Origin of the sequence: Streptomyces sp. JL2001 (assembly GCF_050917515.1) — a bacterium.
In the GTDB taxonomy this organism is placed as follows: domain Bacteria; phylum Actinomycetota; class Actinomycetes; order Streptomycetales; family Streptomycetaceae; genus Streptomyces.
In genome coordinates, this window is sequence record NZ_CP169421.1 from 2,281,082 (window position 1) to 2,305,984 (window position 24,903).

A 24,903-nucleotide genomic window follows, 5' to 3' on the forward strand; every position below is an offset into this window, starting at 1 on the left:
CGCGACGGTGCGCCAGCCATGGACACGGAGCGTGAGGGGACGACACCCGGTCGTAACCACCGGCGCGTCCGACCCGTTGGAGGGGGCATGGGCTTCACGATCGGCGGCATCCGTGAGATGAGGACCGGGTCACGACGCCGCGTCCGCACCACGGAGTGCACGGCAGTGGCGGAGTACACCGGACTGTGGGGCTGGGACGTCCTCCCGGGAGCGAGGGCCGTCTCCGGCCAGTGCTCCTGCGGGGACCCCTCGTGCCCGGCTCCGGGGGCGCATCCGCTCCCGTTCACCGAGGGCGTGACGGCGGGCGCGGGCCTGGACGAGGCGACGCGGGCCTGGTCGGGGTACCCGGGAGCGGCCGTGCTGCTGCCGGTGGGGCGGTCCTTCGACGTGATCGAGGTCGCGGAGGCGGCCGGCCGGCGCGCGCTGGTCCGGCTGGAGCGGATGGGCCTCCCGCTGGGCCCGGTGTGCGCGACGCCGACCGGGCGGGCGCAGTTCTTCGTGGCGCCGGGGGCGGCGGCGGAGCTGCCGCAGCTGCTGTACCGGATGGGCTGGGACGACGCCGATCTGGACCTGGAGGGGCTCGGTGCCGGCACGCACATCACGGCGCCCCCGTCGGACCTCGGCGGCCTCGGCCCGGTCCGCTGGCTGCGCCCGCCCACGCTGGACACCGCGGGGGCGCCGCCGCAGGCACGGCTGCTGCTCGGCACCCTGGCGTACATCTGCCACCGCAGCCACTCCTGAGCCGCCCCCGCTCCCCCGCCGGTCGGGCACCGCGGGGTCGCGGGGGCCGGTACGACGAAGGCCCCGCCGTCGGGCGGGGCCTTCGTCGTACGTGCGTGCGGAGTGCGTCAGTCGCCGATCAGGGCGTCGACGAAGGCGCCCGGCTCGAACGGGGCGAGGTCGTCCGGGCCCTCGCCCAGGCCGACCAGCTTGACCGGGACGCCCAGCTCGCGCTGGACCGCGACGACGATGCCGCCCTTGGCGGTGCCGTCGAGCTTGGTCAGCACGATGCCGGTGATGTCGACGACCTCGGCGAAGACACGGGCCTGCACGAGGCCGTTCTGGCCGGTGGTGGCATCGAGGACGAGGAGGATCTCGTCGAGCGGGCCGTGCTTCTCGACGACGCGCTTGACCTTGCCGAGCTCGTCCATCAGGCCGGTCTTGGTGTGCAGCCGGCCGGCGGTGTCGATCAGGACGACGTCGGCGCCCTCGGCGATGCCCTCCTTGACCGCGTCGAACGCGATCGAGGCGGGGTCGCCGCCCTCGGGACCGCGCACCGTCCGCGCGCCGACCCGCTCGCCCCACGTCTGGAGCTGGTCCGCGGCCGCGGCCCGGAAGGTGTCCGCGGCGCCGAGCACGACCGAGCGTCCGTCGGCGACCAGGACACGGGCGAGCTTGCCGGTGGTGGTGGTCTTGCCGGTGCCGTTGACGCCGACGACCATGACGACGCCCGGGGTGTCCGCGCCGCTCTCGGTCTTCACCGCGCGGTCGAAGTCGCCGAGCAGGGTGACGAGCTCCTCGCGGAGGAGGTTCTTCAGTTCCTCGGGGGTGCGGGTGCCGAGGACCCTGACCCGCTCGCGCAGGCGCTCGACGAGCTCCTGGGTGGGAGCGACACCGACGTCCGCGGTCAGCAGCGTCTCCTCGATCTCCTCCCAGGTGTCCTCGTCGAGGTGCTCGCGGGACAGGAGCGTGAGCAGCCCCTTGCCGAGCGAGTTCTGCGAGCGGGCGAGCTTGGCCCGGAGCCGTACGAGACGGCCCGCGGTCGGCTCGGGCACCTCGATGGCGGGCACGGCCGGTTCTTCGACGACCGGCGGTTCCTCGACCGCGACCGAGCCCCCGGCGGCCGGGAGGTCGACCTCCTCGACGGTGCGGCGTGGTTCTTCCCGCGGTGCCTCCGCCTCGTCGCCGACATGCGGTTCGGCGGGCGGAGCGGTGATGGTCGGCGTGGTGGACGGACCGGCCGGCGGCAGCTGCTTCTTCTTGCGGCCGCTGATCACGAGCCCGCCGGTCACGACGACCGCGACGGCCAGAGCGATGACTACAGCAAGGATGAGTTCCATAACCCGACCAGTATCGGACACGAAGGCGCCCGAGGTCCGCACCTCCCGCCCGGGTCTCGCCGAACCCTCACGTCAGGGGCGCCGCGAGGGGGCGTTCGTCGATCCGGCCCGATCGACAGGACACCCTCCACCAGGACCGAGGTCGCCCTGCGGACCGCCGGCATCGGTGTGCCGCTTCTCACGACGGGCGCCGGCCCTGATCGCGCCGCGGCGCCGCCCCGGACGCCGGCGGACCCGGCCGCGGCGGGCGCCGAGGTCCACGGGACTGTTCCTATCTGACGCAACGTCAGATACCGTCCCCCTTCGCCGGCCTTCCACGCTCGCGGAGGGGGACTTCCCATGCCCTTCACAGTCGTACGGTTCAACCTCGTCGATCCGCGGGGGACGCCGGAGTCCCTCTCGGAGCGCTATCGCGCCGCGCTCGCCATGGCCGCGTACGCCGACGAGCACGGAGTCGACACGGTGCAGACCGAGGAGCACCACGGTGTCGCCGACAACTGGCTGCCCTCGCCGTTCGCCTTCGCCGGCGCGGTGTTCGGCGCGACCCGGCGGATCGCGGTGACGGTCTCGGCGATCATCGGCCCGCTGCACGATCCGTTGCGGCTCGCCGAGGAGATCGCCGTGCTCGACCTGCTCAGCGGCGGGCGTCTGGTGACGGTGGCGGGGATCGGCTACCGGCCGGAGGAGTACGAGGAGCGCGGGGTCGACTGGGGCCGGCGCGGCAAGCTCCAGGACCTGCTCCTGGAGACGCTGCTGCAGGCGTGGTCCGGCGAGCCCTTCACGTACCGGGGGCGGACGGTGCGGGTCACGCCGCGGCCCTTCACCCGGCCGCATCCGCTGCTGCTGGTGGGCGGCTCCTCGAAGGCGGCGGCGCGGCGGGCGGCCCGGCTGGGGCTGCCGTTCTTCCCGAGCGCCCATCTGCCCGAGCTGGAGGCGTACTACCGGGAGCGGTGCGCGGAGTACGGCACCGAGGGCTGGACGATGATGCCGGCGCGGGAGACGCCGCTGCTGCACGTGTCGGAGGACCCGGACCGGTGCTGGGCACGGTACGGGGAGCACTTCCTGCACGAGGCCCGCACCTACGCCTCCTGGCAGTCGAAGGACATCCGCTCGGCGGTGCGGTCGACGGCGACGACGACGCGGGAGCTGCGCGCCGAGGGGGTGTACCGGATCGTCACGCCCGACGAGTGCGTGGACCTGGGGCTGGAGAGCCTGGTGCTGCATCCGCTGTGCGGCGGAATGCCGGTGGACGAGGCGTGGCGGAGCCTGCGGCTGTTCGGGGAGGACGTACTGCCCCGGCTCGGGGCATAGGACCCTGAGCCGGGGCAGCACTCGTGTCGAGGAGAGGGGCAGCGGGGATCAGCCCATCTCCTCCAGCGCCTTGCCCTTCGTCTCCTTGACGTACCGGAGCACGAAGGGGATGGAGAGCACGGCGAAGACCGTGTAGATGATGTAGGTGCCGGAGAGGTTCCAGTCCGCGAGGGACGGGAAGCTCGCGGTGATGGCCCAGTTGGCGATCCACTGCGCGGAGGCGGCGACGCCGAGGGCGGCGGCGCGGATCTTGTTCGGGAACATCTCGCCGAGGAAGACCCACACCACGACGCCCCAGGAGAGGGCGAAGAAGAGCACGAAGACGTGGGCGGCGACGAGCGCGACGACGCCCTGCGTCTCGGGGAGCTTGCCGTCGACGAGGTCGAAGGAGAAGGCCCATGCCTCGACGGCGAGGGCGACGGCCATGCCGACGGAGCCGACGAGCGCGAGCGGCTTGCGGCCCACCCGGTCGACCAGGACCATCGCGATCACGGTGCCGATGATGTTGATGATCGACGTGGTGAACGAGTAGAAGAAGGAGCTGGACGGGTCGATGCCGACCGACTGCCAGAGCGTCGAGGAGTAGTAGAACGCGACGTTGATGCCGACGAGCTGCTGGAAGACCGAGAGTCCGATGCCGACCCAGACGATGGGCAGCAGGCGGAAGCGGCTGCCGGAGACGAGCAGGTCCCTGAAGGTGGACTTGTGCTCGCGGCGCATCGCCTGCTCGATCTCGGCGACGCGGTGGTCGAGGTCGACGGCGTGGCCCTCGACCTCGGACAGGACCTCCTTGGCCTTGTCGACCTTGCCGACCGAGATCAGGAAGCGGGGGGACTCGGGGATGGCCAAGGAGAGCAGGCCGTAGAGGAGGGCGGGGACGACCATGACGCCGAGCATCCACTGCCAGGCTTCGAGGCCGCCGATCTCGCCGCGCTGGTCGCCGTCGGCGAGCTGCAGGATGCCGTAGTTGACGAGCTGGGAGATGGCGATGCCGATGACGATCGCGGCCTGCTGGAAGGAGCCGAGGCGGCCGCGGTAGGCGGCGGGGGCGACCTCGGCGATGTACGCCGGGCCGATCACCGAGGCCATGCCGATGGCGAAGCCGCCGATGATCCGCCAGAACGCGAGGTCCCACAGGGCGAAGGGCAGCGCGGAGCCGACGGCGCTGATCGCGAACAGCACGGCGGCGATCTGCATGCAGCGGATGCGGCCGATCCGGTCCGCCATGCGGCCCGCGGTGGCGGCGCCGATGGCACAGCCGATCAGGGCGATGGCGATGACCTGGGCGAGCGTGCCGGAGCCGATGTCGTAGCGGTCACGGATGGCCTCGACGGCGCCGTTGATGACGGCGCTGTCGTAGCCGAACAGGAAACCGCCCATGGCGGCCGACGCCGTGATGAAGATGACGTGGCCGAGGTGGTCCGGGTGGGCGGAGCGCCCTTCGGAGGGCGGCGGCGTGGGCGCCTGCGCGGTGCTGGTCACATGGACTCCTGGGGGCTCCGGCAGCGTCGCCGGGGCGTGGGGGGCGAGCCCTTCCAGTGGCGCACAACTTCACGCCGCCCACCACTTGAAGGTAAAAGTAACGTTGCAGAGACTATGCCTTCAAGTTTCGAAGTCAATACCCGCCCTTCCCGGAAGATGAGGAAGCGGCGAGCCCACTTGTGTTCAACTCTTGAATGTGATCAAGGTCGGGTCCCTAGCGGAGCCGCTGGCTGATGACCTTCGATACCCCGTCGCCCTGCATGGAAACGCCGTACAGCGCGTCGGCGACCTCCATCGTCCGCTTCTGGTGGGTGATCACGATCAGCTGAGAGGACTCCTGGAGCTCCTGCATGATCCGGATCAGCCGCTGGAGGTTGGTGTCGTCGAGCGCCGCCTCGACCTCGTCCATCACGTAGAAGGGGCTGGGGCGCGCCTTGAAGATGGAGACGAGCATGGCCACGGCGGTCAGCGAGCGCTCGCCGCCGGAGAGCAGCGACAGCCGCTTGACCTTCTTGCCCGGCGGGCGGGCCTCCACGTCCACGCCGGTGGTCAGCATGTTGTCCGGGTCGGTCAGGATCAGCCGGCCCTCGCCGCCCGGGAAGAGCCGCGAGAAGACCCCCTCGAACTCCCGCGCCGTGTCCCGGAACGCCTCGGTGAAGACCTGCTCGACCCGGACGTCGACCTCCTTCACGACCTGAAGGAGGTCCGCCCGGGTCTTCTTCAGGTCCTCCAGCTGCTCGGAGAGGAACTGGTGACGCTCCTCCAGCGCGGCGAACTCCTCCAGGGCCAGCGGGTTGACCTTGCCGAGCTGCTGGTACGCCCGTTCGGCGGCCTTGAGCCGCTTCTCCTGCTCCGCTCGGACGAACGGGCGGGGCTGGTTGCGCGGATGGCCCGGGTCCTCGGGGAGCTCCTCGCCCTCGGCCGGCGGCGACGGCGGCACGAGCTGGTGGGGGCCGTACTCGGAGACCAGCCCGGCCGGCTCGACGCCCAGTTCCTCCAGCGCCTTCGTCTCCAGCTGCTCGATCCGCATCCGCTTCTCGGCGCCGAGGACCTCGCCGCGGTGGACGGAGTCGGTGAGCTTGTCGAGTGCGGCCTTCAGCTCGCGGCCCCGGGTCCGGGCGGTGGCCAGGCCCTGCTCGCGGGCGCCCTTGGCGGCGTCGGCGAGTGCGCGCTCCTGCTCGGCCCGGACGAGGGAGACCTCGACGTGGGCGAGCAGCTGGCGGGCGCCCGCGGCGACGGCCGTGGCGACCTCGGCCTCGTGGCGCAGCCGGGCCCGGCGCTGCTCGGCCCGGGCGCGCGCCTCTCGTTCGGCGCGGGCGCCCCGGTCGAGGGAGTCGGCCCGGCCGGCCAGGCCCTTGACCCGTTCCTCGTGGGTACGGAGCTGGAGGCGCGCCTCCATCTCGGTCTGCCGGGCGTTGGCCCCGTCGGCGGCGAGCCGGTCCCGGACGGAGGTGTCGGGCTCCTCCTCGGCCGGGGTCTCCTCCGCGACGAGCAGGCGTTCGGCCAGTTCCTCGGCCTCGACGACGGCCCGTTCCAGGGCTTCCTGGGCTCGGGCGGCCGCGGCCGCGGTCCGCTCCGCCTCCCCGGCGGCTCCGCGGGCCTGACCGGCGAGCCGGCCGAGCTGCTGGGCCACGGCGGACTTCTCGCGGTCGGCGGCGCGGCGGACCTCGGCGAGCTCCTCGACCAGCGCGGCGGCCGCGGCCCGGCGACGGCCCGCGTCCTCCTGGGCGGCGGCCAGCTCGGCGCAGCGCACGGCGAGCCCTTCCAGCTCGGCGGCGGCCTCGTCGACGGAGGCCTGTACCTCCAGGAGACTGGGCGCACCGGCCGAACCCCCCTGGGCGAAGTGCGCCCCGAGCAGGTCTCCCTCGGCGGTGACGGCGGTGAGGTGCGGCGAGGCCCGGACGAGCTCCTCGGCCTCCTCCAGCGTGTCGACGACGACGATCCCGTCGAGCAGCCGGCGTACGGCGCCCATGAGTTCCTCGGGCCCGCGGACGAAGGCGAGGGCCGGCCGCGGCCCGGCCGCCTGCTCCGTCGCGTCGGCGTCGGCGTGCGGGCCGGAGTCGTGCGGGCCGCCGGGCCGGTGCGGCTCCGGGCCGCCGGCCAGGAGGATCGCCGCGCGGCCGGCGTCCTGCTTGCGCAGCAGGCGCAGGGCCTCGGCCGCCGAGGCGGGGCCGGAGACGGCGATCGCGTCCGCGGCCGCCCCCAGGGCGGCGGCGAGGGGGATCTCGTGGCCGGGGGTGACCGTGAGGAGCTCCGCGGCCGGTCCGAGCAGGCCGTCCAGCGTGTCGTGGGCGTTCAGCAGCGCTCCGGTGCCGTCCTTGCGCCGCAGTCCCAGGGCCAGTGCCTCATGGCGGGCGTGGGTCGCGGCCCGGCGGCGTTCGGCGAGGGTGGCTGCCTCCCGGGCCTCCGTCGCCGCGGACTCCGCAGCGGCGAGGTCCCGGCGGGCCTGCTCGTACCGCTCCCCGCGGGCACTGTCGTCCGCGTCGAGCCCGTCGACCTCCGCCTTGAGCTGCTCGTACTCCTCCTGGGCGAGGACCGCGCGTACCTGGGCCTCGTCGCGCGCGGAGGCCAGCCGGTCGATCTCGGCCTGCGCCGAGGCCGCGCGGGAGCGGGCCGCGTTGACCTGGCCGTGCAGCCGGGCGAGGCCCTCGCGCCGGTCGGCGATGGCCCGGGCCACGTCCTTGAGGCGGCGCTCCTCCACCGTCAGTTCGCGCTCCAGTTCGGCGCGGTGCGCGACGGTGTCCTCCAGTGCCCGCTCGGCCGCTTCCAGGGCGGCCTCCAACTCGGCCTCCTGTTCGCGGATCCGCGCGGCCTCGCGTTCCATGTCCTCCGGATCGCGGCCCCGCCGTTCCTCCGCGGGCTGCGCCGTGGCGCTCTTCACCCGCGCGTCGGCGAGCGAGATCGTGCCGCGCACCCGTTCGGCGAGCTGGGAGAGCTCGTACCAGGTCTGCTGGGCACGCTGGAGCCGCGGGGCGAGCCGGCGGACCTCGTCCTCCAGGTCCGCCTCCTTCGCGAGCGCGGCCCGCAGCTCGGACTCGGTGCTCTCCTTGCGCGCCAGCAGCGCGGCCTCGTCGGCGACCTCGGCCTTCAGCGCCTCCTGGAGGCGTACGAGATCGTCGGAGAGCAGCCGCAGGCGCGCGTCGCGCAGGTCGGCCTGGATGACCGCGGCCCGGCGGGCGACCGCCGCCTGGCGGCCGAGCGGCTTGAGCTGACGGCGCAGTTCGTCGGTCAGGTCCTGGACGCGCGCGAGGTTGGCCTGCATCGCGTCGAGCTTCCGCAGCGCCTTCTCCTTGCGCTTGCGGTGCTTGAGTACGCCGGCGGCCTCCTCGATGAAGGCGCGGCGGCCCATCGGGTCGGCGTGCAGGACCGAGTCGAGCCGGCCCTGTCCGACGATGACGTGCATCTCGCGGCCGATGCCGGAGTCGGAGAGCAGGTCCTGGATGTCCAGCAGCCGGCAGGTGTCGCCGTTGATCTGGTACTCGCTGCTGCCGCCCCGGAACATGATCCGGGTGATGGTGACCTCGGCGTAGTCGATGGGCAGCGCGCCGTCGGAGTTGTCGATGGTCAGGGAGACCTCGGCGCGACCGAGCGGCGGCCGCCCGGTCGTGCCGGCGAAGATGACGTCCTCCATCTTGCCGCCGCGCAGCGACTTGGCGCCCTGCTCGCCCATGACCCAGGAGAGCGCGTCCACGACGTTGGACTTGCCGGATCCGTTCGGCCCCACGACGCACGTGATTCCGGGTTCGAACCGCAGCGTGGTCGCGGAGGCGAACGACTTGAAACCGCGAAGGGTGAGGGCCTTGAGATGCACGCCCCCGGACTCTACCCGGGAGTGTGCGTTTCACCCATGAACGTGCAGGGCAGACCCTCCCTCGAAGGAGGGGTGGGGCATGGGGGACGCCAGTGAGCGAAGAAGGAAGGGACGCCGGAGCGCCCCTTGCATATCTGGCTGTGCCGGCGTGAGTGTTTCTCACCTCGCCCCGGCACGGGGCTGAACGATCAGGTGAGTGCAGGCTCCGCCTGGGGAACGTCGAGGTCGATGCTGTCCAGCAGCGACTCTCCGTGCTGTGCGGCGGCAGCGTTGAGCGCGTCGTTCTCGTCCTGAATCCGTACAAGCTCGGACTCGAGGTCCTGGACGCGCTGCTGAAGCCGTCGCATCTCGGCGAGGAGTCGCGGGTCGGAGCCGCCGACGTAACCGAGAAGCGCCTTTGCCATGATGGATGGTCCTCCACACTGAGTGACCGACCGAAGTGGTGTGGGTCGTGAGGGATTCGCACCCGCGGTGCTCGGCAGCACAGGTTGTCGTGCCGATTCCTACTGCCAAACAGCTAAGGTGCGCGGGGATTCCAGAGTCTCACCAAAAAGTTTGACGGTCAACACGATCACACCCCGTATCAAGGGGCGACCGGGGGGCCTGCGGCCGCGGATACCGCGACGGCGCCTCGCAACTCGGTGCCTCAGGGGCGTGGAGATCATCCTTACCCGCGCAGCCTTCCACGGCAAGGCCCTCTCCGCAACCACCAGGTCATTTCCCCTTCAGGGGGCCTTCTTCGAACGTACGCCCGGCGACCGTGCGGGTCACCGGGCGGCGTCGTGTCGACATGATCGTCAGCGGATCGCGAAGCCGTCGTAGCCACCGCGCGGAGTGCCCCATATCTCAGTGACTCCGTCCACGCGGCCGGGCGTGTCACCCGAGCGCAGCCACTCCAGCAGGCGGTGGCAATTCTCACTCGGGCCCTCGGCCACGACCTGGACGCGGCCGTCGTCGAGGTTGAGCGCGAAGCCGACGAGGCCCCCGATCTCCAGAGCATTTGCCCTGGTGAACCACCGGAAGCCCACTCCCTGTACCCGGCCGCGCACCCAGGCGGTGCACCGAACGTCTTCAGTCATGACCGTACGTTAGCGGGCGAATTCCCTGCAGATCACACCGCCCCGGCCCTGTCATCGCGTACAGTCCCCACGCAACGAGAGTCACCCGATCGGGTGCGCTCCACATGACACGAACTGGCGATTGCAAAGATCAGCAACTCGCAAAGCACAGCTCAGCACAGAGCACTCAGGTCGTCAGGAAGGCAGAGCAGATGGGACGCCACCGTCGCTCCGGCGCCGCGCCCGCCGCAGAAGGATATGCGGATGGCTCGGACAGCCGGCACCCGGGTACCCCTCGCAGGAGGCCGGTCCGCACCGGGCTCCTCGGCGCCTCCGCGGCTGTCGCGGTGGGCGCGGCGGTCGCCGTCGCCGCGGGTCTGCTGCCCGGCGGGAGCAGTGACACCGTCGGCAGCGTCAGCGCGGAGGCCCGGAAGACGGAGTCCCGGCAGGCCCCGGAACTGCTGACGCAGCACGGCGGCGCCGCCTCGGCGACCCCTTCGATCGAGTCGAAGCGCCCCGGCACCGGCCAGGCGACCTCGCCCTCCGCGAAGCCGAAGACGAAGACGAAGCCCAAGCCGACCCCTTCCCAGACCACCGCCTCCCCCACGCCGAAGAAGACGGCGGCTCCGAAGCCGAAGCCGAAGCCGGCCGCTCCGAAGACCACCGCCGCCCCGGCGCCCGAGAAGACGGCGCCCCGGAAGACGGCGGCCGCGCCGTCGCGGACGGCGGCTCCGAAGCCGGCCCCCACGACCCACAAGCCGGTGGAGCGCACGCAGGCCCCGGCCCCCGCCGCCGCCCCGGTCGGCCGTGACGCCGCCGCGGCCACCGAGGTCGTCCGGCTGGTCAACCAGCAGCGGGCCCTGGTGGGCTGCACCCCGGTGACCTCCGACTCCAGGCTCGCGGCTCTGGCCGACACCTTCAGTCAGGACATGGCCGCCCGCGGCTTCTTCGACCACACGGACCCGGACGGCGCCAGCCCGTGGGTCCGCGCCCAGAAGGCCGGCATCGCGAGCATGGGCGGCGAGAACATCGCACGCGGTCAGGTGGACGCGGCTGCGGTGATGCAGTCCTGGATGGCCAGCGACGGGCACCGGGCGAACATCCTGAACTGCGACTTCAAGACGATCGGCGTCGGCGTGCACTTCGCGGACGGTGGTCCGTGGTGGACGCAGGACTTCGGCTACTGAGGCACGAAGCCCCCGAAGCACGACGTCGAAGGGCCCCGTCACCGGTCGGTGACGGGGCCCTTCCACGTGCTCCGGGGCGCCTCAGCGCGCGGCGCGGCCGGCCGCGAAGGTGCGGGCGGTCTCGGCGACGCGGCGGCCGAGGTGCTCGGCGGTGGCCAGGTCGGCCTTGTGGACGTCCTCCGGCCCCTGGTCGTTGTTGGACTGGGCGGCGGCGCCGGCGAAGAAGCCGAGGCGGTTGATGTCGTTCTCGGAGGCCTCGCTGGTGTTCCAGCCGGGCTTCAGGCCGAGGTTGACCCAGTGCATGCCGTGCTGGCCGGCCAGGATCTGGAAGAACTGCAGGGTGTGCAGCTTGTCGCCGCTCTTGGACGCGGAGTTGGTGAAGCCCGCGGCCAGCTTGTCCTGCCAGGCGTCGGAGAACCAGCGCTTGGAGCTCTCCTCCGCGAAGGCGTGGAACGCGCCGGACGCGGTGCCCATGTAGGTCGGGGAGCCGAAGACGATCGCGTCGGAGGAGTCGAGCAGCTCCCACTGGGCGTCGGTGATCTCGTCGACCTTGACCAGGTGGACGGTGGCGCCGGTGTCGGCGGCCCCGGCGCGGACGGCCTCCGCGAGGACCGCGGTGTGGCCGTAGCCGGAGTGGTACGCGATGGAGACGACAGGGGTGGTCACAGGAAAGCTCCTCATCGGCAGGGAATGCACCAGAAGTAGAGCACTAACTATTCGGAAGCGCAACCTTGCAGTTAGCGCACACCTTGGGTCAGCGCTGTGCCGGAGTATGGTGGAGTGCATGACTGACGACCTCGCGACGGAGTGCCCGGCCGGTGACCTCGGGTTCGACGTGTTCGCGCGGGCCTGCCCGTCGCGCGGCACGCTGGAGCACGTGACCGGGCGCTGGGGCAGCCTCACGCTCGGGGCGCTGTACGACGGCGGCTTCCGGTTCAACGAGCTGCGCCGCAGGGTCGACGGCGTGAGCGAGAAGATGCTGTCGCAGACGCTGCACGCGCTGGAGCGCGACGGTCTCGTCCATCGCGAGGCACAGCCGACGAACCCGCCGCGGGTGGACTACACCCTCACCCCGCTGGGCCGGGAAATAGCCGAGCGGCTGCTCGGCCTGATCCAGCTGGTCGAGGGCCGGATGCCGGAGGTCCTGTCGGCGCGCCGGACCTACGACGAGGAACGCGCCCCCGTCCCGTCCTGAACCCCGACCCGGCGGCCGTGGACGGTCACGGGTGGGCCGTGACGGGTCCGGCGTCCCGCGTCAGAGCGACGGACGCGGGGGGCGCTGGCAGCGCGGGCAGAAGTAGCTGGACCGGTTCATCCAGGGGCGCCGACGTATCGGAGTACCGCACCGGTGGCACGGCTCGTCCTCGCGCCCGTAGGCGTCCAGCGAGCGGTCGAAGTAACCGGACTCGCCGTTCACGTTGACGTAGAGGCTGTCGAAACTGGTCCCGCCGGCGGCGAGGGCCGCGTTCATCACGTCCCGTACGTGGCCGAGCAGTTCGGCGGAGCGGGGGCGGGTGAGGGTGGCCGTGGGGCGGTCGTAGTGCAGTCGGCTGCGCCACAACGCCTCGTCGGCGTAGATGTTCCCGACCCCGCTGATCAGCGACTGGTCGAGCAGCGCCCGCTTGACGGTCGTGCGGCGCAGGCGCAGCGCGGCCTGGAACGCGGCGTCGTCGAACTCCGGGTCGAGCGGGTCGCGCGCGATGTGCGCGATGACGTCCGGCAGTCCGTCGGGGGTGTTGTCGTGCAGGGAGAGACCGCCGAAGGTGCGCTGGTCGACGAAGCGCAGCTCGGTGCCGAGTCCGTCCTGGAAACGCACGCGGATGCGCAGGTGCTTCTCGTCCGGCGCGGTCTCGGGCTGCACCAGCAGCTGACCGCTCATGCCGAGATGGCCGAGGACGGAGCTGTCCGAGTCCGCGAGGGGGATCCAGAGGTACTTGCCGCGCCGGCGGGCGGCCCCGAACCGGTGTCCCTTCAGCCGCGACGCGAAGTCCGCGCCGCCTGCCGGATGCCGTCGCACGGCCCGCGGGTGCAGCACCTCGACCTCGCCCACGGTCCGCCCGTCGACCCACCGCTCCAGCCCGCGCCGTACGACCTCGACCTCGGGCAACTCGGGCACGGGACTCCTCCGCGGGGATACGGGAACGCTGCCGGAAGCCTATCGCCCGCGGGGGGCCGGGCGGGCCCGGTCCGCCACCGCCCGGGAGCGCCGGGGCGCGGCAGGGGGCGACAACACGACCGCCCGCCCCCCGGAACGGGGGACGGGCGGGACGCCTGTGCGAAGGGAGCGTGCGAGTCAGGTCGACGGGAGGTCGGCGGCGGTCGGCGCCCCGCCGTTCTCCTCCTGCGGACCGGTCTCGCCGGCCTCGGCCGCGGCCTTGGCCGCCGCCACGCGCTCGTCCGCGGCCGCGCGGATCGCGCGCCAGGCGGACTCGGCGGCCTGCTGCTCCGCCTCCTTCTTGCTGCGGCCGGTGCCGGTGCCGTACGAGACACCACCGACGCGGGCGGCAGCAGTGAAGGTCTTCTCGTGGTCCGGGCCCTCTTCGGAAACGAGGTACTCGGGCACGCCCAGACCCTCGGCCGCGGTGAGCTCCTGGAGACTGGTCTTCCAGTCCAGGCCGGCACCGAGGTTCGAGGACTTCTCGATGAGCGGGTCGAAGAGCCGGTGCACCAGCTCGGACGCCGCATCGAGGCCCTGGTCGAGATAGACCGCGCCGATCACCGCTTCCAGGGTGTCGGCGAGGATGGACGCCTTGTCCCGGCCGCCCGTGCCCTCTTCGCCCCGGCCGAGCCGGATGAAGAGGCCGAGTTCGAGGCCGCGGCCGACCTCCGCCAGCGCACGCGAGTTGACCACCGCGGCCCGCAGTTTGGCCAGCTGGCCCTCGGGCAGGTCGGGGTGGGTGCGGTACAGCGTGTCCGTGACCACCAGGCCGAGCACGGAGTCCCCGAGGAACTCGAGACGCTCGTTGGTGGGCAGACCGCCGTTCTCGTACGCGTACGAGCGATGCGTCAGCGCACGCACCAGAAGGGCGGACTCGAGCTGATACCCGAGCCGCCCTTCCAGAAGCGTGTGGGACGAGGCAGTGTCCGTCTTGTTGGACTCAGACATTGCGCCTCTCACCAGCCACTCAGACCGAGAGGACCTGGCGCTTGTTGTAGGTGCCGCAGCTCGGGCACGCGATGTGCTGCTGCTTCGGCTCCTGGCAACGCTCACACGAAACCAGGGTGGGGACCGCAGCCTTCCACTGCGACCGGCGGTGGCGCGTGTTGCTGCGCGACATCTTCCGCTTCGGAACAGCCACGGCTACTTCTCCTGCTTCTCGGCGGCGCTCTGAACGTCGTCAGATGCAGTGCCGCTCATGTTGTCCTTCTCATCGGTTCCCAGCGAACCGGCGAGATCCTGCAGTGCCGCCCAACGAATGTCGACGGCGTCATGGTGGTGGTCCGGGTGGTCGTTCAGGTTGGTTCCGCAGTCGGAACACAGCCCCGCACAGTCCTCCCGGCACACCGGCTGCATCGGCAGTGCGAGCACCACCGCATCACGCAGCAGGGGTTCGAGGTCGAACATGCCGTCCTCGAGGGGGATCATGTCCTCGTCGTCCTCGGCTTCGTCGTCCGCGGCCGCCTTGGAGCGGCCCCGGTCGTCGGAGTCGGGGTACGAGAACATCTCCTGGAAGTCCACGTCGAGATCGATCTCGACGGGCTCCAGACACCTTACGCACTCCCCCTCGGCCGATGCACGGGCGGTGCCTGTGACGAGCACCCCTTCCATGACCGACTCGAGACGGAGGTCGATCTCCACGGGCGCGCCCTCCGGCACACCGACGACTCCTTCGACACCGAGGTGCTGGGGAGCCGCCACCGAACGCGAGAGCCGCTGAAGGGCACCAGGACGCCGCCCCAGCTCGTGTGTGTCGAACACGAGGGGATTGCGGTGGTCGAGGCGCGTGCTCAGGGTTCTTCCTGCTTTCGGATCGTCGAGGGGGCTGCCGCGTCCACCGGGTGGGGCGAAGCGGGCAGCAAGGATCGCGGGCATACGCGCGACCGAAGAGCCAGGATACTGGACGCTTCGCCCAGGACCCAATCCGGGCCCCGAGCGCATGATCGCCACCTGGGCCCGGGCGATCCTCGAAGATCGCCCGGCCTGACGACAGGCCCGGACAGGACCTAGTGGCCCTGCTCGTACCGGCGCAGCTGCTCCAGGTCGATCATGCTCGTGTCGAAGAAGCTGGTCTCGTCGAGCGCGGCCTGCTGCTGCGGTGCCTGCTGCTGCACCTGCTGCTGGTATCCGTACGGGTCCTGCTGCTGGGGCTGCTGGTACGCGTACGGGTCCTGGGCCTGGTAGGCGTAGGGGTCCTGGCCGACGCCGTACTCGCCCCCCGCGTAGGTGACGCCGGCCGCGTACGCGTCCTGCGGCTGCTGGGGGTAGCCGTACGGGTCGGGCTGCTGCACCGGGATCTGCGGGGCCGCGGGCTGCTGGGCCGGCTCGGGGTCGGCCAGTTCCGCGAGGCCGGCCAGGTAGTCCGCGTCGCTGGTGTGGACCGCGCCGCCCGCCGCGTCCTGGGCCGCCATGTGGGCCCCGAGGTCGTCGGTGGCGATCCGCCCGTGCAGCTTCTGCCGGCCGCGGCCGACCGCCTCCAGGGTCTTGCTGAGCACGGCCTCGAAGGCGCCGAGCTTGGCGTCGACGTACTCGTCGGCCCGCTGGATCAGGGTCTGCGGGTCGGCGCTGTACTCGGGGGCGTCCTCGTCCGCGTACCCCTGCTCGTCGAGGCCGGGACCGCGGCCGAGGAGCTTCTCGCGGCCCCGGTCGACGGATCCGATGGTCTTGTTGAGGACGACCTCGAAGTTGGCGAGCTTGGAGTCGACGTAGTCGTCGGCCTCGGCGCGGATCTCCTCGGCCTCGCGGCGGGCCTCGCCGAGGATCCGGTCCGCCTCGTCCTGGGACTGGCGGGCGACCTGGGTGTCGGAGATCAGCGACCCGCGCTCGGCGTGGGCGACCTCGATGATCCGCTCGGCCTCGCGGCGGGCCTGCTCGACCATCTGCTCGCGACCGCCGAGGAGCTCCTGGGCCTGCGCCAGCGAGCCCGGCAGGGCCTCCCGCACCTCTTCGAGCGCGGCGAGCAGCTCGGCGCGGTTGACCACGCAGGACGCCGACATGGGCATGGAGCGGGCGTTGGTGATCGTCGCAACGATCTCGTCGAGCTTCTTCTGCACGTCCACCGGGTGCTCGCCACTCTCTACAGCTGGATGGAGACGGACGGGACGACTGTAAGGGCAGTCGGCGCCCGTCCGACACCGGGTGACCGTGAGTGACGGACCGTCAACGGCCGTCGCTCGCGGTCACGTAGAGGAGCGCTGCTCCGCGAGGCGCGCGGTGAGCCGGCCGAGGACGGCGGGCGGCACCAGGTGGGAGACGTCGCCGCCCCACGCGGCGACCTCCTTGACCAGGGAGGACGACAGGAAGCTGTAGGTGGGGTTGGTCGGCACGAACAGGGTCTCTACGCCCGAGAGGCCGATGTTCATCTGGGCCATCTGCAGCTCGTAGTCGAAGTCGCTGACCGCGCGCAGCCCCTTGACGATGGCGGGGATGTCGCGCTGCTTGCAGAAGTCGACGAGAAGGCCGTGGAAGGCCTCGACCTCGACGTTGCCGAAGTCGGCGGTGACGTCGCGGATCAGCTCGATCCGCTCGTCGACCGTGAACAGTCCCTTCTTGGACTGGTTGATCATCACCGCGACATGTACGACGTCGTACAGCTTGGAGGCGCGGGCGATGATGTCGAGATGTCCGTTGGTGATGGGGTCGAATGACCCCGGACAGACGGCGCGGCGCAACGTGGGTCCCTCGCTCTCCGGTCCGGTCATCGTGCGTCTTCGCACGTAGAGGCGGCGCGACCGTACCAAAACGTTCCCTCGCCGTAGCGACGGGCCCGCAGTGGTTCGAAACCGGCCGGCCAGCCGAATTCTCCGCCTCGGGTGCTGCGCTCCACGGTGACGAGGGCATCGTCTCCGATCCAGCCCCCGGAGCGGAGTGTGAGGAGGATCTCCCGAAGATCGTCGTCCGAGACGGCGTACGGCGGGTCGAGGAAGACCAGGTCGTAGGGGGTTGCGGGGGCCGGTCCCGTGACGATCTGCTCCGCCTTGCCGGTGCGGACCTCTGCGCCGGGCAGGCCGAGCGCCCGGACGTTCTCCCGGACGGTCTTCGCGGCACGGGCGTCGGCCTCGACGAGGAGCGCGTGGGCCGCGCCGCGGGAGAGCGCCTCCAGGCCGACGGCGCCGGAGCCCGCGTAGAGGTCGGCGATCCGGGCCCCGTCGAGGGTGCCGAGGAGCGCTTCCCAGGTGGAGAAGAGGCCTTCGCGTGCCCGGTCGGAGGTGGGGCGGGTGCCGTTGCCCGGCGGTACGGCCAGTCGGCGTCCGCCGGCGGTGCCGGCGATCACGCGGGTCATCTGAGGTCCTCGTCCTTCGCTGAGATCGGTATCTCCACGATATGGCCGGGGGCGGGTCCGTGAGGTCACCCCTTCTCCAGGAACTCCTCCCGCTCCTTGTCCAGGAGGGCGTCCAGGGCGGTCCGCAGGGCGGGATGGGACTCCAGCTCGGGGTCGGTGCGGACGACGGCGGTGGCCTCCTCGCGGGCGGCGGCGATGACCTCCTCGTCCTCGATGACGGTGAGCATCCGCAGGGAGGACCGGACGCCGGACTGGGCCTGGCCGAGGACGTCGCCCTCGCGGCGCTGTTCGAGGTCGATCCGGGAGAGCTCGAAGCCGTCGAGGGTGGAGGCGACGGCTTCGAGGCGCCGGCGGGCGGGTGCGGCCTCGGGCATCTCGGAGACGAGCAGGCAGAGCCCGGGGGCGGAGCCGCGGCCGACCCGGCCGCGGAGCTGGTGGAGCTGGGAGACGCCGAAGCGGTCGGCGTCCATGATGACCATGGCGGTGGCGTTGGGGACGTTGACGCCGACCTCGATGACGGTGGTGGCGACCAGGACGTCGACGTCGCCCGCGGCGAAGCGGCGCATCACGTCGTCCTTGTCGTCCGGGTGCATCCGGCCGTGCAGGACCTCGACCCGCAGCCCGGCCAGCGGGCCGGCACCGAGCTGCGCGGCCACGTCCAGGACGGCGAGCGGCGGGCGCTTCTCGGCGTCGTCCTCGGGCGCGGCCTTCTTCTTCGCGCCCTTGGCCGCCTTGCCGCCCTTGCCGTTCTCGTCCTCGCCGTCGCCGATCCGGGGGCAGACCACGTAGGCCTGGTGGCCGTTCTCCACCTCCTCGCGCACCCGTTCCCAGGCGCGCGCGAGGAAGTGGGGCTTGTCGGCGGCGGGCACCACGTGGCTGGCGATGGGGGAACGCCCGGCCGGGAGCTGGTCCAGGACCGAGGTCTCCAGGTCGCCGAAGACGGTCATGGCGACGGTGCGCGGGATGGGGGTGGCCGTCATGACCAGGAGGTGCGGGGTCCGCTTCTCGCCCCGGGTGTGGCCCTTGCCGCGCAGGGCGTCGCGCTGTTCCACGCCGAAGCGGTGCTGCTCGTCGACGACGACCAGGCCCAGGTCGTGGAACTGCACCTTGTCCTCGATCAGCGCGTGGGTGCCGATGACGATCCCGGCCTCGCCGGTGACCAGGTCGAGCAGGGCCTGGCGGCGGGCGGCGACTCCCATGGAACCGGTGAGCAGCACGACCTTGGTGGCGTGCTCGGAGCCGCCGAGCATGCCGCCCTCGGCGAGTTCGCCCATCATCTCGGTGACGGAGCGGTGGTGCTGCTGGGCGAGAACCTCGGTGGGCGCCAGCATGGCCGCCTGTCCGCCGGCGTCGACGACGGCGAGCATGGCGCGCAGGGCCACCATCGTCTTGCCGGACCCGACCTCGCCCTGGAGGAGGCGGTGCATGGGGTGTTCGGTGGCGAGATCGTCGAAGATCTCCTTCGTCACGCGCCGCTGGCCGTCGGTGAGGGTGAAGGGCAGCTTGGCGTCGAAGGCGTCGAGGAGGCCGTCGGGAGCGGGTCGGCGGGCGACGGCGGGCAGTTGGGTGTCCGCGTAGCGGCGGCGGGCGAGCGCCACCTGGAGGACGAAGGCCTCGTCCCACTTGAGCCGGTCGCGGGCCTGGGCGATGTCCGCCTTGGTGTGCGGGCGGTGGACCTTCCGGAGGGCGTCGGGGAGGTCGGTGAGGCCGCGTCCCTCGCGCAGGGCGGTCGGCAGCGGGTCGACGAGTCCGGCCCAGCCGGTGGCCTCCATGGAGTCCAGGGCGATGGAGACGGACTGCTCGATCGTCCAGGACTCCAGCTGCTTGACGGCCGGGTAGATCGGCAGCAGTTCGCTCGCGAAGGCCTTGACCGTCTCGTCGCTGGTGTCGGCGTCGAGGAGCTTGTACTCGGGGTGGGAGAGCTGGAGCTTGCGGTTGAAGACGCCGACCTTGCCGGCGAACATCCCGCGGCGCCCGGGCAGCAGCTCCTTCTGGTGGAAGAAGACCGCGCGGCCGAAGAAGACCAGCTGCATCCGGCCGCTGCCGTCGGTGATGGTCACCTCCAACCGCTGACCCGTGCCCCGTCCGCCCTTGTTGAAGGTCAGCACGCGGGCGTCGGCGACCTGGGCGACCACCGTGACGTGCTCGTCCAGGGGCAGTTCGCCGAGCGCGGTCAGCTCCCCGCGCTCGGCGTAGCGCCGGGGGTAGTGGTGGAGCAGGTCCCCGACCGTGTGCAGGTCGAGGTGCTCGGCCATCACCTTGGCGGTGGCGGCGCCGAGCAGCTTCTTCAGTGGTTCGTCGAGCGCGGGCACGGGCTCCATTGCACACCACGGGACCGACAACCGTCCCGCAGGCCGGGAAGATCCCGGGCGGGGTGTCTCGTCGTTCGGGCCGGATCGGCCGGGAGTCCGCCGGGATCGCCGGCGTCGGCGCGACGCCCCCGAGGCGGGTCGGACGGCAGGGCGGGGCGGACCGCAGGGCGAGGCGGCCCTGCGGCGGGGCGGACCGGGCCGGCGGCCGGGCGGTCCCCGCTCCCCGTGCGGTCGGCCGCTACTCCACGCCGATCAGGAGCGGTGGGGCCCCGGCGCCCGCCTGGTAGGTCGTCGTGTCGACGGCCAGGTAGGTCTCGCGGACGTGGCGTTCGAGGGCGTCCGCCAGGGACGGGGGCGTGCCGTCGGCCACGATGAGCGTGACCAGTTCGCCTCCCGCCGAGAGCATCCGGTCCAGGACGGTCCGGGCGGTGGTCGTCAGGTCGTGGCCGATCACCGCCACGTCGCCCTCGATCAGGCCGAGGACGTCGCCGGCCTGGCAGACGCCGGCCGAGGTGAAGGACTGCCGTTCGGCGACGGCGAGTTCCGCGTACCGGGTCGCGCCGGCCGCCGCCGTCATCGCGACGACGTCCTCGTCGAAGCGCCGGTCCGGTTCGTGGACGGCGAGGGCCGCGATGCCCTGGACGGCCGCGCGGGTCGGGATCAGGGCGACCCGGATGCCCTCCGCGCGGGCCTGTTCGGCGGCCGCGCCCGCGGTGTGCCGCAGGTCGGTGTCGTTGGGCAGGAGGACCACCTCGCGCGCGTGGGCCCGCCGGATCGCCTCGACCAGGTCGCCGCTGACCGGCGGCCGTCCCGGCTGGGCGAGCAGGGTCGTCGCTCCGGCGGCCTCGCACAGTCCCGCGAGCCCCTCCCCCGGCAGGACGGCGACCACGGCCCGCTGCGCGCGCTCGGGTGCCTCGGCGGCGCCGGGGAAGTGGGTGATGCGGATCCGGTACGGCCGGCCGGCCTCCACGCCCGCCTCGACGGCGGCTCCCGCGTCGTCGGTGTGGACGTGCACGTTCCACAGTCCGTCGCCGCCCACGACGACGAGGGACTCGCCCAGCGCGTCGAGGCGGGCCCGGAGCCGTTCGACGGCCGGGTAGGGGGCCTCCAGGAGGTAGAGGACCTCGAAGGCCGGGCCGTCGCCCGTCGCGCAGTCCTCGGCCGCGAGCGGCCGGTGCGGCGGCGCGGTGGCGGGCCGGATCTGCACCTCGCCCGAGACGGCCTCGACGAGCGCTCCGAGGACCGTCACCAGTCCCCGCCCGCCGGCGTCCACGACCCCGGCGCGCTCCAGCACGGCGAGCTGTCCGGGGGTGGCCGCCAGCGCCGTCCGGGCCCCGTCGTAGGCCCGGCGGGCCACCGTGACCAGGTCCCCGCCGGCCGCGCAGGCGCCGGCGGCGGCGCTCGCCACGCTGAGGATGGTGCCCTCGACGGGGTGGGCCACGGCCTGCCGGGCCGCCTCGGCCGCGGCGGCGAGCGCGCGGGCCAGGTGATCACCGTCACGTCCGTCGGCGAGCACGGGGGTCATCCCGCGCAGCAGTTGGGAGAGGATCGTGCCGGAGTTGCCCCGGGCGCCGATCAGGGCGCCGTGCGCCATGGCCCGTATGGCCGCGGCGGGGTCGGGCCCCGCCGCCTCCCCGTCGGCAGCGGCGCCGGCCGCGCCCGCCACGTCCGCCGCGAAGACCTCGTCGAGCGCCTGCACGGCGGACTCGAGGGTCAGATAGAGGTTGGTCCCGGTGTCCCCGTCGGCGATCGGGTAGACGTTGATCGCGTCGATCTCCTCGCGTTCCCGGCCGAGGGCGTGCAGCGCCCGTACGCACCAGGATCGGACCGCTGCGGCGTCGAGGGTCTGCGCGGTCTGCGGCAACGGGTGATCCTCCTGCTAGGGGCCTCAGGGGCTGAGCTCACCGCAGGGTAGACCCGCTCGTGACCTGGGACGGGGGCGGGGGCCGCGGTGGCCATGGTAGTTTCGTTCCACGGGAGCAGTCGTTGTATGCTGCTTCGGTTGCCCGATGAAAGTCGGGCCATTCCCCCGGCAAGCCACTTCAGAACTCTGATTCCGGTGCGCCGGATTTCACTGTAAATCTGAAGTCTTTGGAGTGACCCGTGGCTGCCAACTGCGACGTCTGCGGCAAGGGGCCGGGCTTCGGCAACAACATTTCGCACTCGCACCGCCGTACGTCTCGTCGCTGGAACCCGAACATCCAGCGTGTGCGTGCCGTGGTCGGTCGGACGCCGAAGCGGCTCAACGTCTGCACCTCGTGCATCAAGGCCGGCAAGGTCTCGCGCTAAGTGATGCTCCCCGCGCAAGTGGGGAAGATCCCGCCGACGTTTTGTCGTAGCGCAGCCCCTGCGGTTGCCTTGAAAGGCCGGTTCACCTCGGTGAACCGGCCTTTTGCCATGCCCGGAAACGCCTAGGTCCTCTCCGGGCGCTGGTCCCGGGCGCTAGCCCCGCGTGCGCCAGGCGTGGTCGACGGGGCCGATGCCGGCCCCCAGGCGGAAGCCGGCGGCGATGGCACCGGTGACGTACTCCTTGGCCTCGTGCACCGCCGCCGGCACCGTCAGGCCCTGGGCCAGTCCGGCGGCCACGGCCGAAGCGAGCGTGCAGCCCGTCCCGTGGGTGTGGCGGTTGTCGAGACGCGGTGCGCGCAGCCAGTGTTCCTCGCCGCCGTCCGTGAGCAGGTCCACGGCGCCCGACCCGGCGGGCAGGTGGCCGCCCTTGACGAGGGCCCAGCGCGGTCCGAAGGCCAGGATCGCCTCGGCGGCCCGCCGCATGCCGCTCTCGTCCTCGACCCGTACGCCGGTGAGCTGCGCCACCTCGTCCAGGTTGGGCGTGGCGACCGTCGCGCGGGGCAGCAGCCGGGTGCGGACGGAGTCGAGCGCGGAGGCGGCGAGAAGGGCGTCCCCGTGCTTGGAGACGCCGACCGGGTCGACGACCACGGGGGCGTCCGTCCCGGCGAGCAGGTCGGCGACGGTCTCCACCAGGACGGTGGAGGCCAGCATGCCGGTCTTCACCGCCTGGACGCCGATGTCGTCGACCACGGCCCGGTACTGGGCCCGCACGGCCTCCTCGGGCAGTTCCCAGGCGCCCTGGACGCCCCGCGAGTTCTGAGCGGTGACGGCCGTGATCACGCTCATGCCGTGGACGCCGAGGGCGAGCATGGTCTTGAGGTCGGCCTGGATGCCCGCGCCGCCGCCGGAGTCGGATCCGGCGACGGTCAGCACCCGGGGCGGCGCGGTGGTCACTCGCCGGCCCCGAAGTGGTCCCAGCCGCCCTTGCTGTGCCAGGGGGCACCGTCCACGGTGACCTGGGGCAGCGCGGAGGGGTTCAGCACCTCGCCGATGACCTTCCAGCGGGCGGGCAGCTTCACGTCGGGCGGGAAGGTGGCCACGATGGCGTGGTCCTCTCCCCCGGTGAGCACCCACTGCAGCGGGTCCACGCCGACGGCCTGGCCGATGTCGTTCATCTGGGTGGGAATGTCGATGAGGCCGGAGCGCAGGTCGATGCGGACCTTGCTGGCCTCGGCGATGTGGCCGAGGTCGGCGATGAGGCCGTCGCTGACGTCGCACATCGCGGTGGCGCCGAGCCCGGCGGCGGCGGGACCCGCGTGGTAGGGCGGCTCGGGCCGCCGGTGGGCCTCGACGAAGGCGCGCGGGGAGCGGAAACCACGGGAGAGGACGGCGTATCCGGCGGCCGACCAGCCGAGCCAGCCGGTGTAGGCGACGACGTCGCCGGGCTGGGCTCCGCCCCGGGTCACGGGGTCGTGGTTGCGCAGGTCGCCGAGGGCGGTGATGGCGACGGTGATGGTGTCGCCGCGGACGACGTCCCCGCCGACGACGGCCGCGCCGGCCACCTGGCACTCGTCCCGCAGTCCGTCCATCAGCTCGGTGGGCCAGGTGACCGGGAGCTCGGCGGGGACGACCAGGCCGAGGAGCAGCGCGGTGGGGACGGCACCCATGGCCGCGATGTCGGCGAGGTTCTGCGCCGCCGCCTTGCGGCCGACGTCGTAGGCCGTCGACCAGTCACGGCGGAAGTGACGTCCTTCCAGCAGGATGTCCGTGCTGGCCACCACGCGCCGGTCGGGTGCGGAGACGACCGCGGCGTCGTCGCCGGGACCGATCCGTACCGCCGGGGTGGAGGTGAGCCGGGAGGTGAGCTCCTTGATGAGCCCGAACTCCCCCAACTCGCCGACTGTGCCCTTCACCGCGTCTCACCTCGTGTCGTCGTGCCGGACATGCGCGCCCCGCTCCGCGGGTCGCGAGCCGCCACCGCGCCGGATACCGTCAAGTAGACCGTCAACTTCTGTCGTGCGTACGCCACACCGTGGGCGCCCCCGGGCGCGGAGGTCTCCCCGCGGTGCTCGGCGACGCGGTACCGTGGCGAACCTTTCTGCAGGTTCATTCATCTCCCCCCAATGATCCTCGTGGCCGCCCTGGAGGTTCCGTGGTACAGGCTTACATCCTCATTCAGACCGAGGTGGGCAAGGCGTCGACCGTCGCCGAGACCATCTCCAAGATCCCGGGGGTGATCCAGGCCGAAGACGTGACGGGCCCGTACGACGTGATCGTCCGAGCCCAGTCCGACACGGTCGACGACCTCGGCCGCATGGTGGTCGCCAAGGTCCAGCAAGTGGAGGGCATCACGCGTACCCTCACCTGCCCGGTCGTCCATCTGTAGCCCCCGTCTACCCTTGGCCGGTGATGTCCTCCCACCGGCCTTTCGGCCTGCCCCTCGCCGCCGCAGCGGCCGCGTTGCTGCTGGGCGCCGCGGGCTGCTCCTCCACGGACGCGAAGGCGTCGGTCCCGGTTCCCAGCCCTCCGGCGGAGGAAGCCGCCTTCTGCCGGGCGCTGGCGAAGGTGCTTCCCGACACCGTGGCGGGGCTGGAACGGACCGATCCGGAGCCTGACTCCGAGCTGACCGCCGGGTGGGGGGACGCGGCGATCGTACTGCGCTGCGGCGTCCCCCGGCCCGAAAAGATGAACGATCCCCAGGCGCACGCCGTCGAGGCCGACGGCGTGAACTGGCTGCTGGAGGAACGGCAGGGCGACGGCCCCCGGTTCACCACCACGTACCGCAAGGCGTACGTCGAGGTGACGCTGGACGAGCGGTACGCGCACGACGTCGGCCCGCTGGCGGATCTGGCGGGTCCCGTCGCCGGGACCGTGCCCCCCAGCCTGTGATCCGCCCGCGCCGAGAGGCGCGGTGCGGGCCGGGGGCGGCGGCTCGGGCCGCCGCCCCGGGGGC

24 protein-coding genes are annotated in these 24,903 nt (G+C 72.2%); 7 read left to right on the plus strand and 17 right to left on the minus strand.

The window, feature by feature from the left end; translation table 11 throughout:
- The first annotated feature begins 87 nt into the window (after positions 1 to 87).
- Positions 88 to 741 (plus strand): bifunctional DNA primase/polymerase, encoded by a 654-nt coding sequence (locus ACE1OA_RS09865; RefSeq protein WP_384872518.1) that lies wholly within the window; start codon positions 88 to 90, stop codon positions 739 to 741.
- A 107-nt stretch (positions 742 to 848) separates the two neighbouring features.
- Here the strand turns inward: ACE1OA_RS09865 and ftsY are convergent, their stop codons facing one another.
- On the minus strand, positions 849 to 2,060 hold the full coding sequence (gene ftsY, locus ACE1OA_RS09870; RefSeq protein WP_356604535.1) for a signal recognition particle-docking protein FtsY: 1,212 nt from the start codon (positions 2,058 to 2,060) through the stop codon (positions 849 to 851).
- Between the two features lie 339 nt (positions 2,061 to 2,399).
- Here ftsY and ACE1OA_RS09875 point away from each other — a divergent pair, with 339 nt between their 5' ends.
- Positions 2,400 to 3,371 (plus strand): LLM class flavin-dependent oxidoreductase, encoded by a 972-nt coding sequence (locus ACE1OA_RS09875; RefSeq protein WP_356604537.1) that lies wholly within the window; start codon positions 2,400 to 2,402, stop codon positions 3,369 to 3,371.
- A 48-nt stretch (positions 3,372 to 3,419) separates the two neighbouring features.
- On the opposite strand, the gene ACE1OA_RS09880 is transcribed toward ACE1OA_RS09875, so the two are convergent.
- The 4 genes from ACE1OA_RS09880 to ACE1OA_RS09895 all read right to left on the minus strand — a co-directional run bounded on the left by ACE1OA_RS09880 (position 3,420) and on the right by ACE1OA_RS09895 (position 9,743).
- The gene (locus ACE1OA_RS09880) at positions 3,420 to 4,853 is read right to left on the minus strand and encodes a sugar porter family MFS transporter (RefSeq protein ID WP_356775299.1); all 1,434 of its coding nucleotides are present in this window, start codon (positions 4,851 to 4,853) and stop codon (positions 3,420 to 3,422) included.
- Positions 4,854 to 5,067: 214 nt separating this feature from the next.
- Positions 5,068 to 8,664 (minus strand): chromosome segregation protein SMC, encoded by a 3,597-nt coding sequence (smc, locus tag ACE1OA_RS09885; RefSeq protein ID WP_432752653.1) that lies wholly within the window; start codon positions 8,662 to 8,664, stop codon positions 5,068 to 5,070.
- A 188-nt stretch (positions 8,665 to 8,852) separates the two neighbouring features.
- Positions 8,853 to 9,068 (minus strand): hypothetical protein, encoded by a 216-nt coding sequence (locus tag ACE1OA_RS09890; protein WP_147979862.1) that lies wholly within the window; start codon positions 9,066 to 9,068, stop codon positions 8,853 to 8,855.
- A gap of 393 nt (positions 9,069 to 9,461) precedes the next feature.
- Positions 9,462 to 9,743 carry an acylphosphatase gene (locus ACE1OA_RS09895; RefSeq protein WP_147979861.1) on the minus strand — a complete coding sequence of 94 codons (282 nt, stop codon included), beginning with the start codon at positions 9,741 to 9,743 and terminating at the stop codon, positions 9,462 to 9,464.
- A 191-nt stretch (positions 9,744 to 9,934) separates the two neighbouring features.
- Between ACE1OA_RS09895 and ACE1OA_RS09900 the strand changes: the two genes are divergently transcribed.
- Positions 9,935 to 10,909: a CAP domain-containing protein gene (locus ACE1OA_RS09900; protein WP_384872509.1), complete on the plus strand. Its 975-nt coding sequence runs from the start codon at positions 9,935 to 9,937 to the stop codon at positions 10,907 to 10,909.
- 81 nt (positions 10,910 to 10,990) lie between these two features.
- On the opposite strand, the gene ACE1OA_RS09905 is transcribed toward ACE1OA_RS09900, so the two are convergent.
- On the minus strand, positions 10,991 to 11,575 hold the full coding sequence (locus ACE1OA_RS09905; RefSeq protein ID WP_356604546.1) for a flavodoxin family protein: 585 nt from the start codon (positions 11,573 to 11,575) through the stop codon (positions 10,991 to 10,993).
- A gap of 118 nt (positions 11,576 to 11,693) precedes the next feature.
- On the opposite strand from ACE1OA_RS09905, the gene ACE1OA_RS09910 reads away from it, so the two are divergent.
- Positions 11,694 to 12,104, plus strand: coding sequence for a winged helix-turn-helix transcriptional regulator (locus ACE1OA_RS09910; protein ID WP_356604548.1), 411 nt, complete (start codon positions 11,694 to 11,696; stop codon positions 12,102 to 12,104).
- Between the two features lie 60 nt (positions 12,105 to 12,164).
- On the opposite strand, the gene mutM is transcribed toward ACE1OA_RS09910, so the two are convergent.
- From mutM to ACE1OA_RS09955, 9 genes are all read right to left on the minus strand, one after another.
- The gene (gene mutM / locus ACE1OA_RS09915) at positions 12,165 to 13,025 is read right to left on the minus strand and encodes a bifunctional DNA-formamidopyrimidine glycosylase/DNA-(apurinic or apyrimidinic site) lyase (RefSeq protein WP_384868471.1); all 861 of its coding nucleotides are present in this window, start codon (positions 13,023 to 13,025) and stop codon (positions 12,165 to 12,167) included.
- A gap of 177 nt (positions 13,026 to 13,202) precedes the next feature.
- The gene (gene rnc / locus ACE1OA_RS09920; protein WP_356604552.1) at positions 13,203 to 14,015 is read right to left on the minus strand and encodes a ribonuclease III; all 813 of its coding nucleotides are present in this window, start codon (positions 14,013 to 14,015) and stop codon (positions 13,203 to 13,205) included.
- Between the two features lie 19 nt (positions 14,016 to 14,034).
- On the minus strand, positions 14,035 to 14,208 hold the full coding sequence (rpmF, locus tag ACE1OA_RS09925; RefSeq protein ID WP_030496967.1) for a 50S ribosomal protein L32: 174 nt from the start codon (positions 14,206 to 14,208) through the stop codon (positions 14,035 to 14,037).
- A 2-nt stretch (positions 14,209 to 14,210) separates the two neighbouring features.
- Positions 14,211 to 14,942, minus strand: a complete 732-nt coding sequence (locus ACE1OA_RS09930) for a YceD family protein (protein ID WP_356604554.1) — start codon at positions 14,940 to 14,942, stop codon at positions 14,211 to 14,213.
- Between the two features lie 131 nt (positions 14,943 to 15,073).
- Positions 15,074 to 16,126 carry a DivIVA domain-containing protein gene (locus ACE1OA_RS09935; protein ID WP_356604557.1) on the minus strand — a complete coding sequence of 351 codons (1,053 nt, stop codon included), beginning with the start codon at positions 16,124 to 16,126 and terminating at the stop codon, positions 15,074 to 15,076.
- A 120-nt stretch (positions 16,127 to 16,246) separates the two neighbouring features.
- Positions 16,247 to 16,738, minus strand: coding sequence for a pantetheine-phosphate adenylyltransferase (gene coaD / locus ACE1OA_RS09940; RefSeq protein WP_356604613.1), 492 nt, complete (start codon positions 16,736 to 16,738; stop codon positions 16,247 to 16,249).
- 26 nt (positions 16,739 to 16,764) lie between these two features.
- The gene (gene rsmD, locus ACE1OA_RS09945) at positions 16,765 to 17,349 is read right to left on the minus strand and encodes a 16S rRNA (guanine(966)-N(2))-methyltransferase RsmD (RefSeq protein WP_356604559.1); all 585 of its coding nucleotides are present in this window, start codon (positions 17,347 to 17,349) and stop codon (positions 16,765 to 16,767) included.
- A gap of 65 nt (positions 17,350 to 17,414) precedes the next feature.
- Entirely contained in the window at positions 17,415 to 19,670 is a 2,256-nt protein-coding gene (recG, locus tag ACE1OA_RS09950; protein ID WP_356604561.1) for an ATP-dependent DNA helicase RecG, read from the minus strand.
- Between the two features lie 229 nt (positions 19,671 to 19,899).
- Complete coding sequence (locus ACE1OA_RS09955; RefSeq protein ID WP_432752654.1) at positions 19,900 to 21,525, minus strand: DAK2 domain-containing protein; 1,626 nt, start codon at positions 21,523 to 21,525, stop codon at positions 19,900 to 19,902.
- Between the two features lie 239 nt (positions 21,526 to 21,764).
- Between ACE1OA_RS09955 and rpmB the strand changes: the two genes are divergently transcribed.
- Positions 21,765 to 21,950 carry a 50S ribosomal protein L28 gene (gene rpmB / locus ACE1OA_RS09960; RefSeq protein ID WP_003957616.1) on the plus strand — a complete coding sequence of 62 codons (186 nt, stop codon included), beginning with the start codon at positions 21,765 to 21,767 and terminating at the stop codon, positions 21,948 to 21,950.
- A gap of 153 nt (positions 21,951 to 22,103) precedes the next feature.
- Here rpmB and thiD read toward each other — a convergent pair whose 3' ends face one another.
- Both thiD and ACE1OA_RS09970 read right to left on the minus strand, forming a co-directional pair.
- Positions 22,104 to 22,904: a bifunctional hydroxymethylpyrimidine kinase/phosphomethylpyrimidine kinase gene (gene thiD / locus ACE1OA_RS09965; RefSeq protein ID WP_432752655.1), complete on the minus strand. Its 801-nt coding sequence runs from the start codon at positions 22,902 to 22,904 to the stop codon at positions 22,104 to 22,106.
- Positions 22,901 to 23,863, minus strand: a complete 963-nt coding sequence (locus ACE1OA_RS09970; protein WP_356604567.1) for a thiamine-phosphate kinase — start codon at positions 23,861 to 23,863, stop codon at positions 22,901 to 22,903. Before ACE1OA_RS09970 ends, thiD begins: the two co-directional genes overlap by 4 nt.
- Before the next feature lie 239 nt (positions 23,864 to 24,102).
- On the opposite strand from ACE1OA_RS09970, the gene ACE1OA_RS09975 reads away from it, so the two are divergent.
- Together ACE1OA_RS09975 and ACE1OA_RS09980 are read left to right on the plus strand one after the other, a co-directional pair.
- Positions 24,103 to 24,336 (plus strand): Lrp/AsnC family transcriptional regulator, encoded by a 234-nt coding sequence (locus ACE1OA_RS09975; RefSeq protein WP_147979849.1) that lies wholly within the window; start codon positions 24,103 to 24,105, stop codon positions 24,334 to 24,336.
- Between the two features lie 23 nt (positions 24,337 to 24,359).
- The gene (locus ACE1OA_RS09980; protein WP_356604615.1) at positions 24,360 to 24,839 is read left to right on the plus strand and encodes a DUF3515 domain-containing protein; all 480 of its coding nucleotides are present in this window, start codon (positions 24,360 to 24,362) and stop codon (positions 24,837 to 24,839) included.
- Positions 24,840 to 24,903 lie beyond the last annotated feature (64 nt).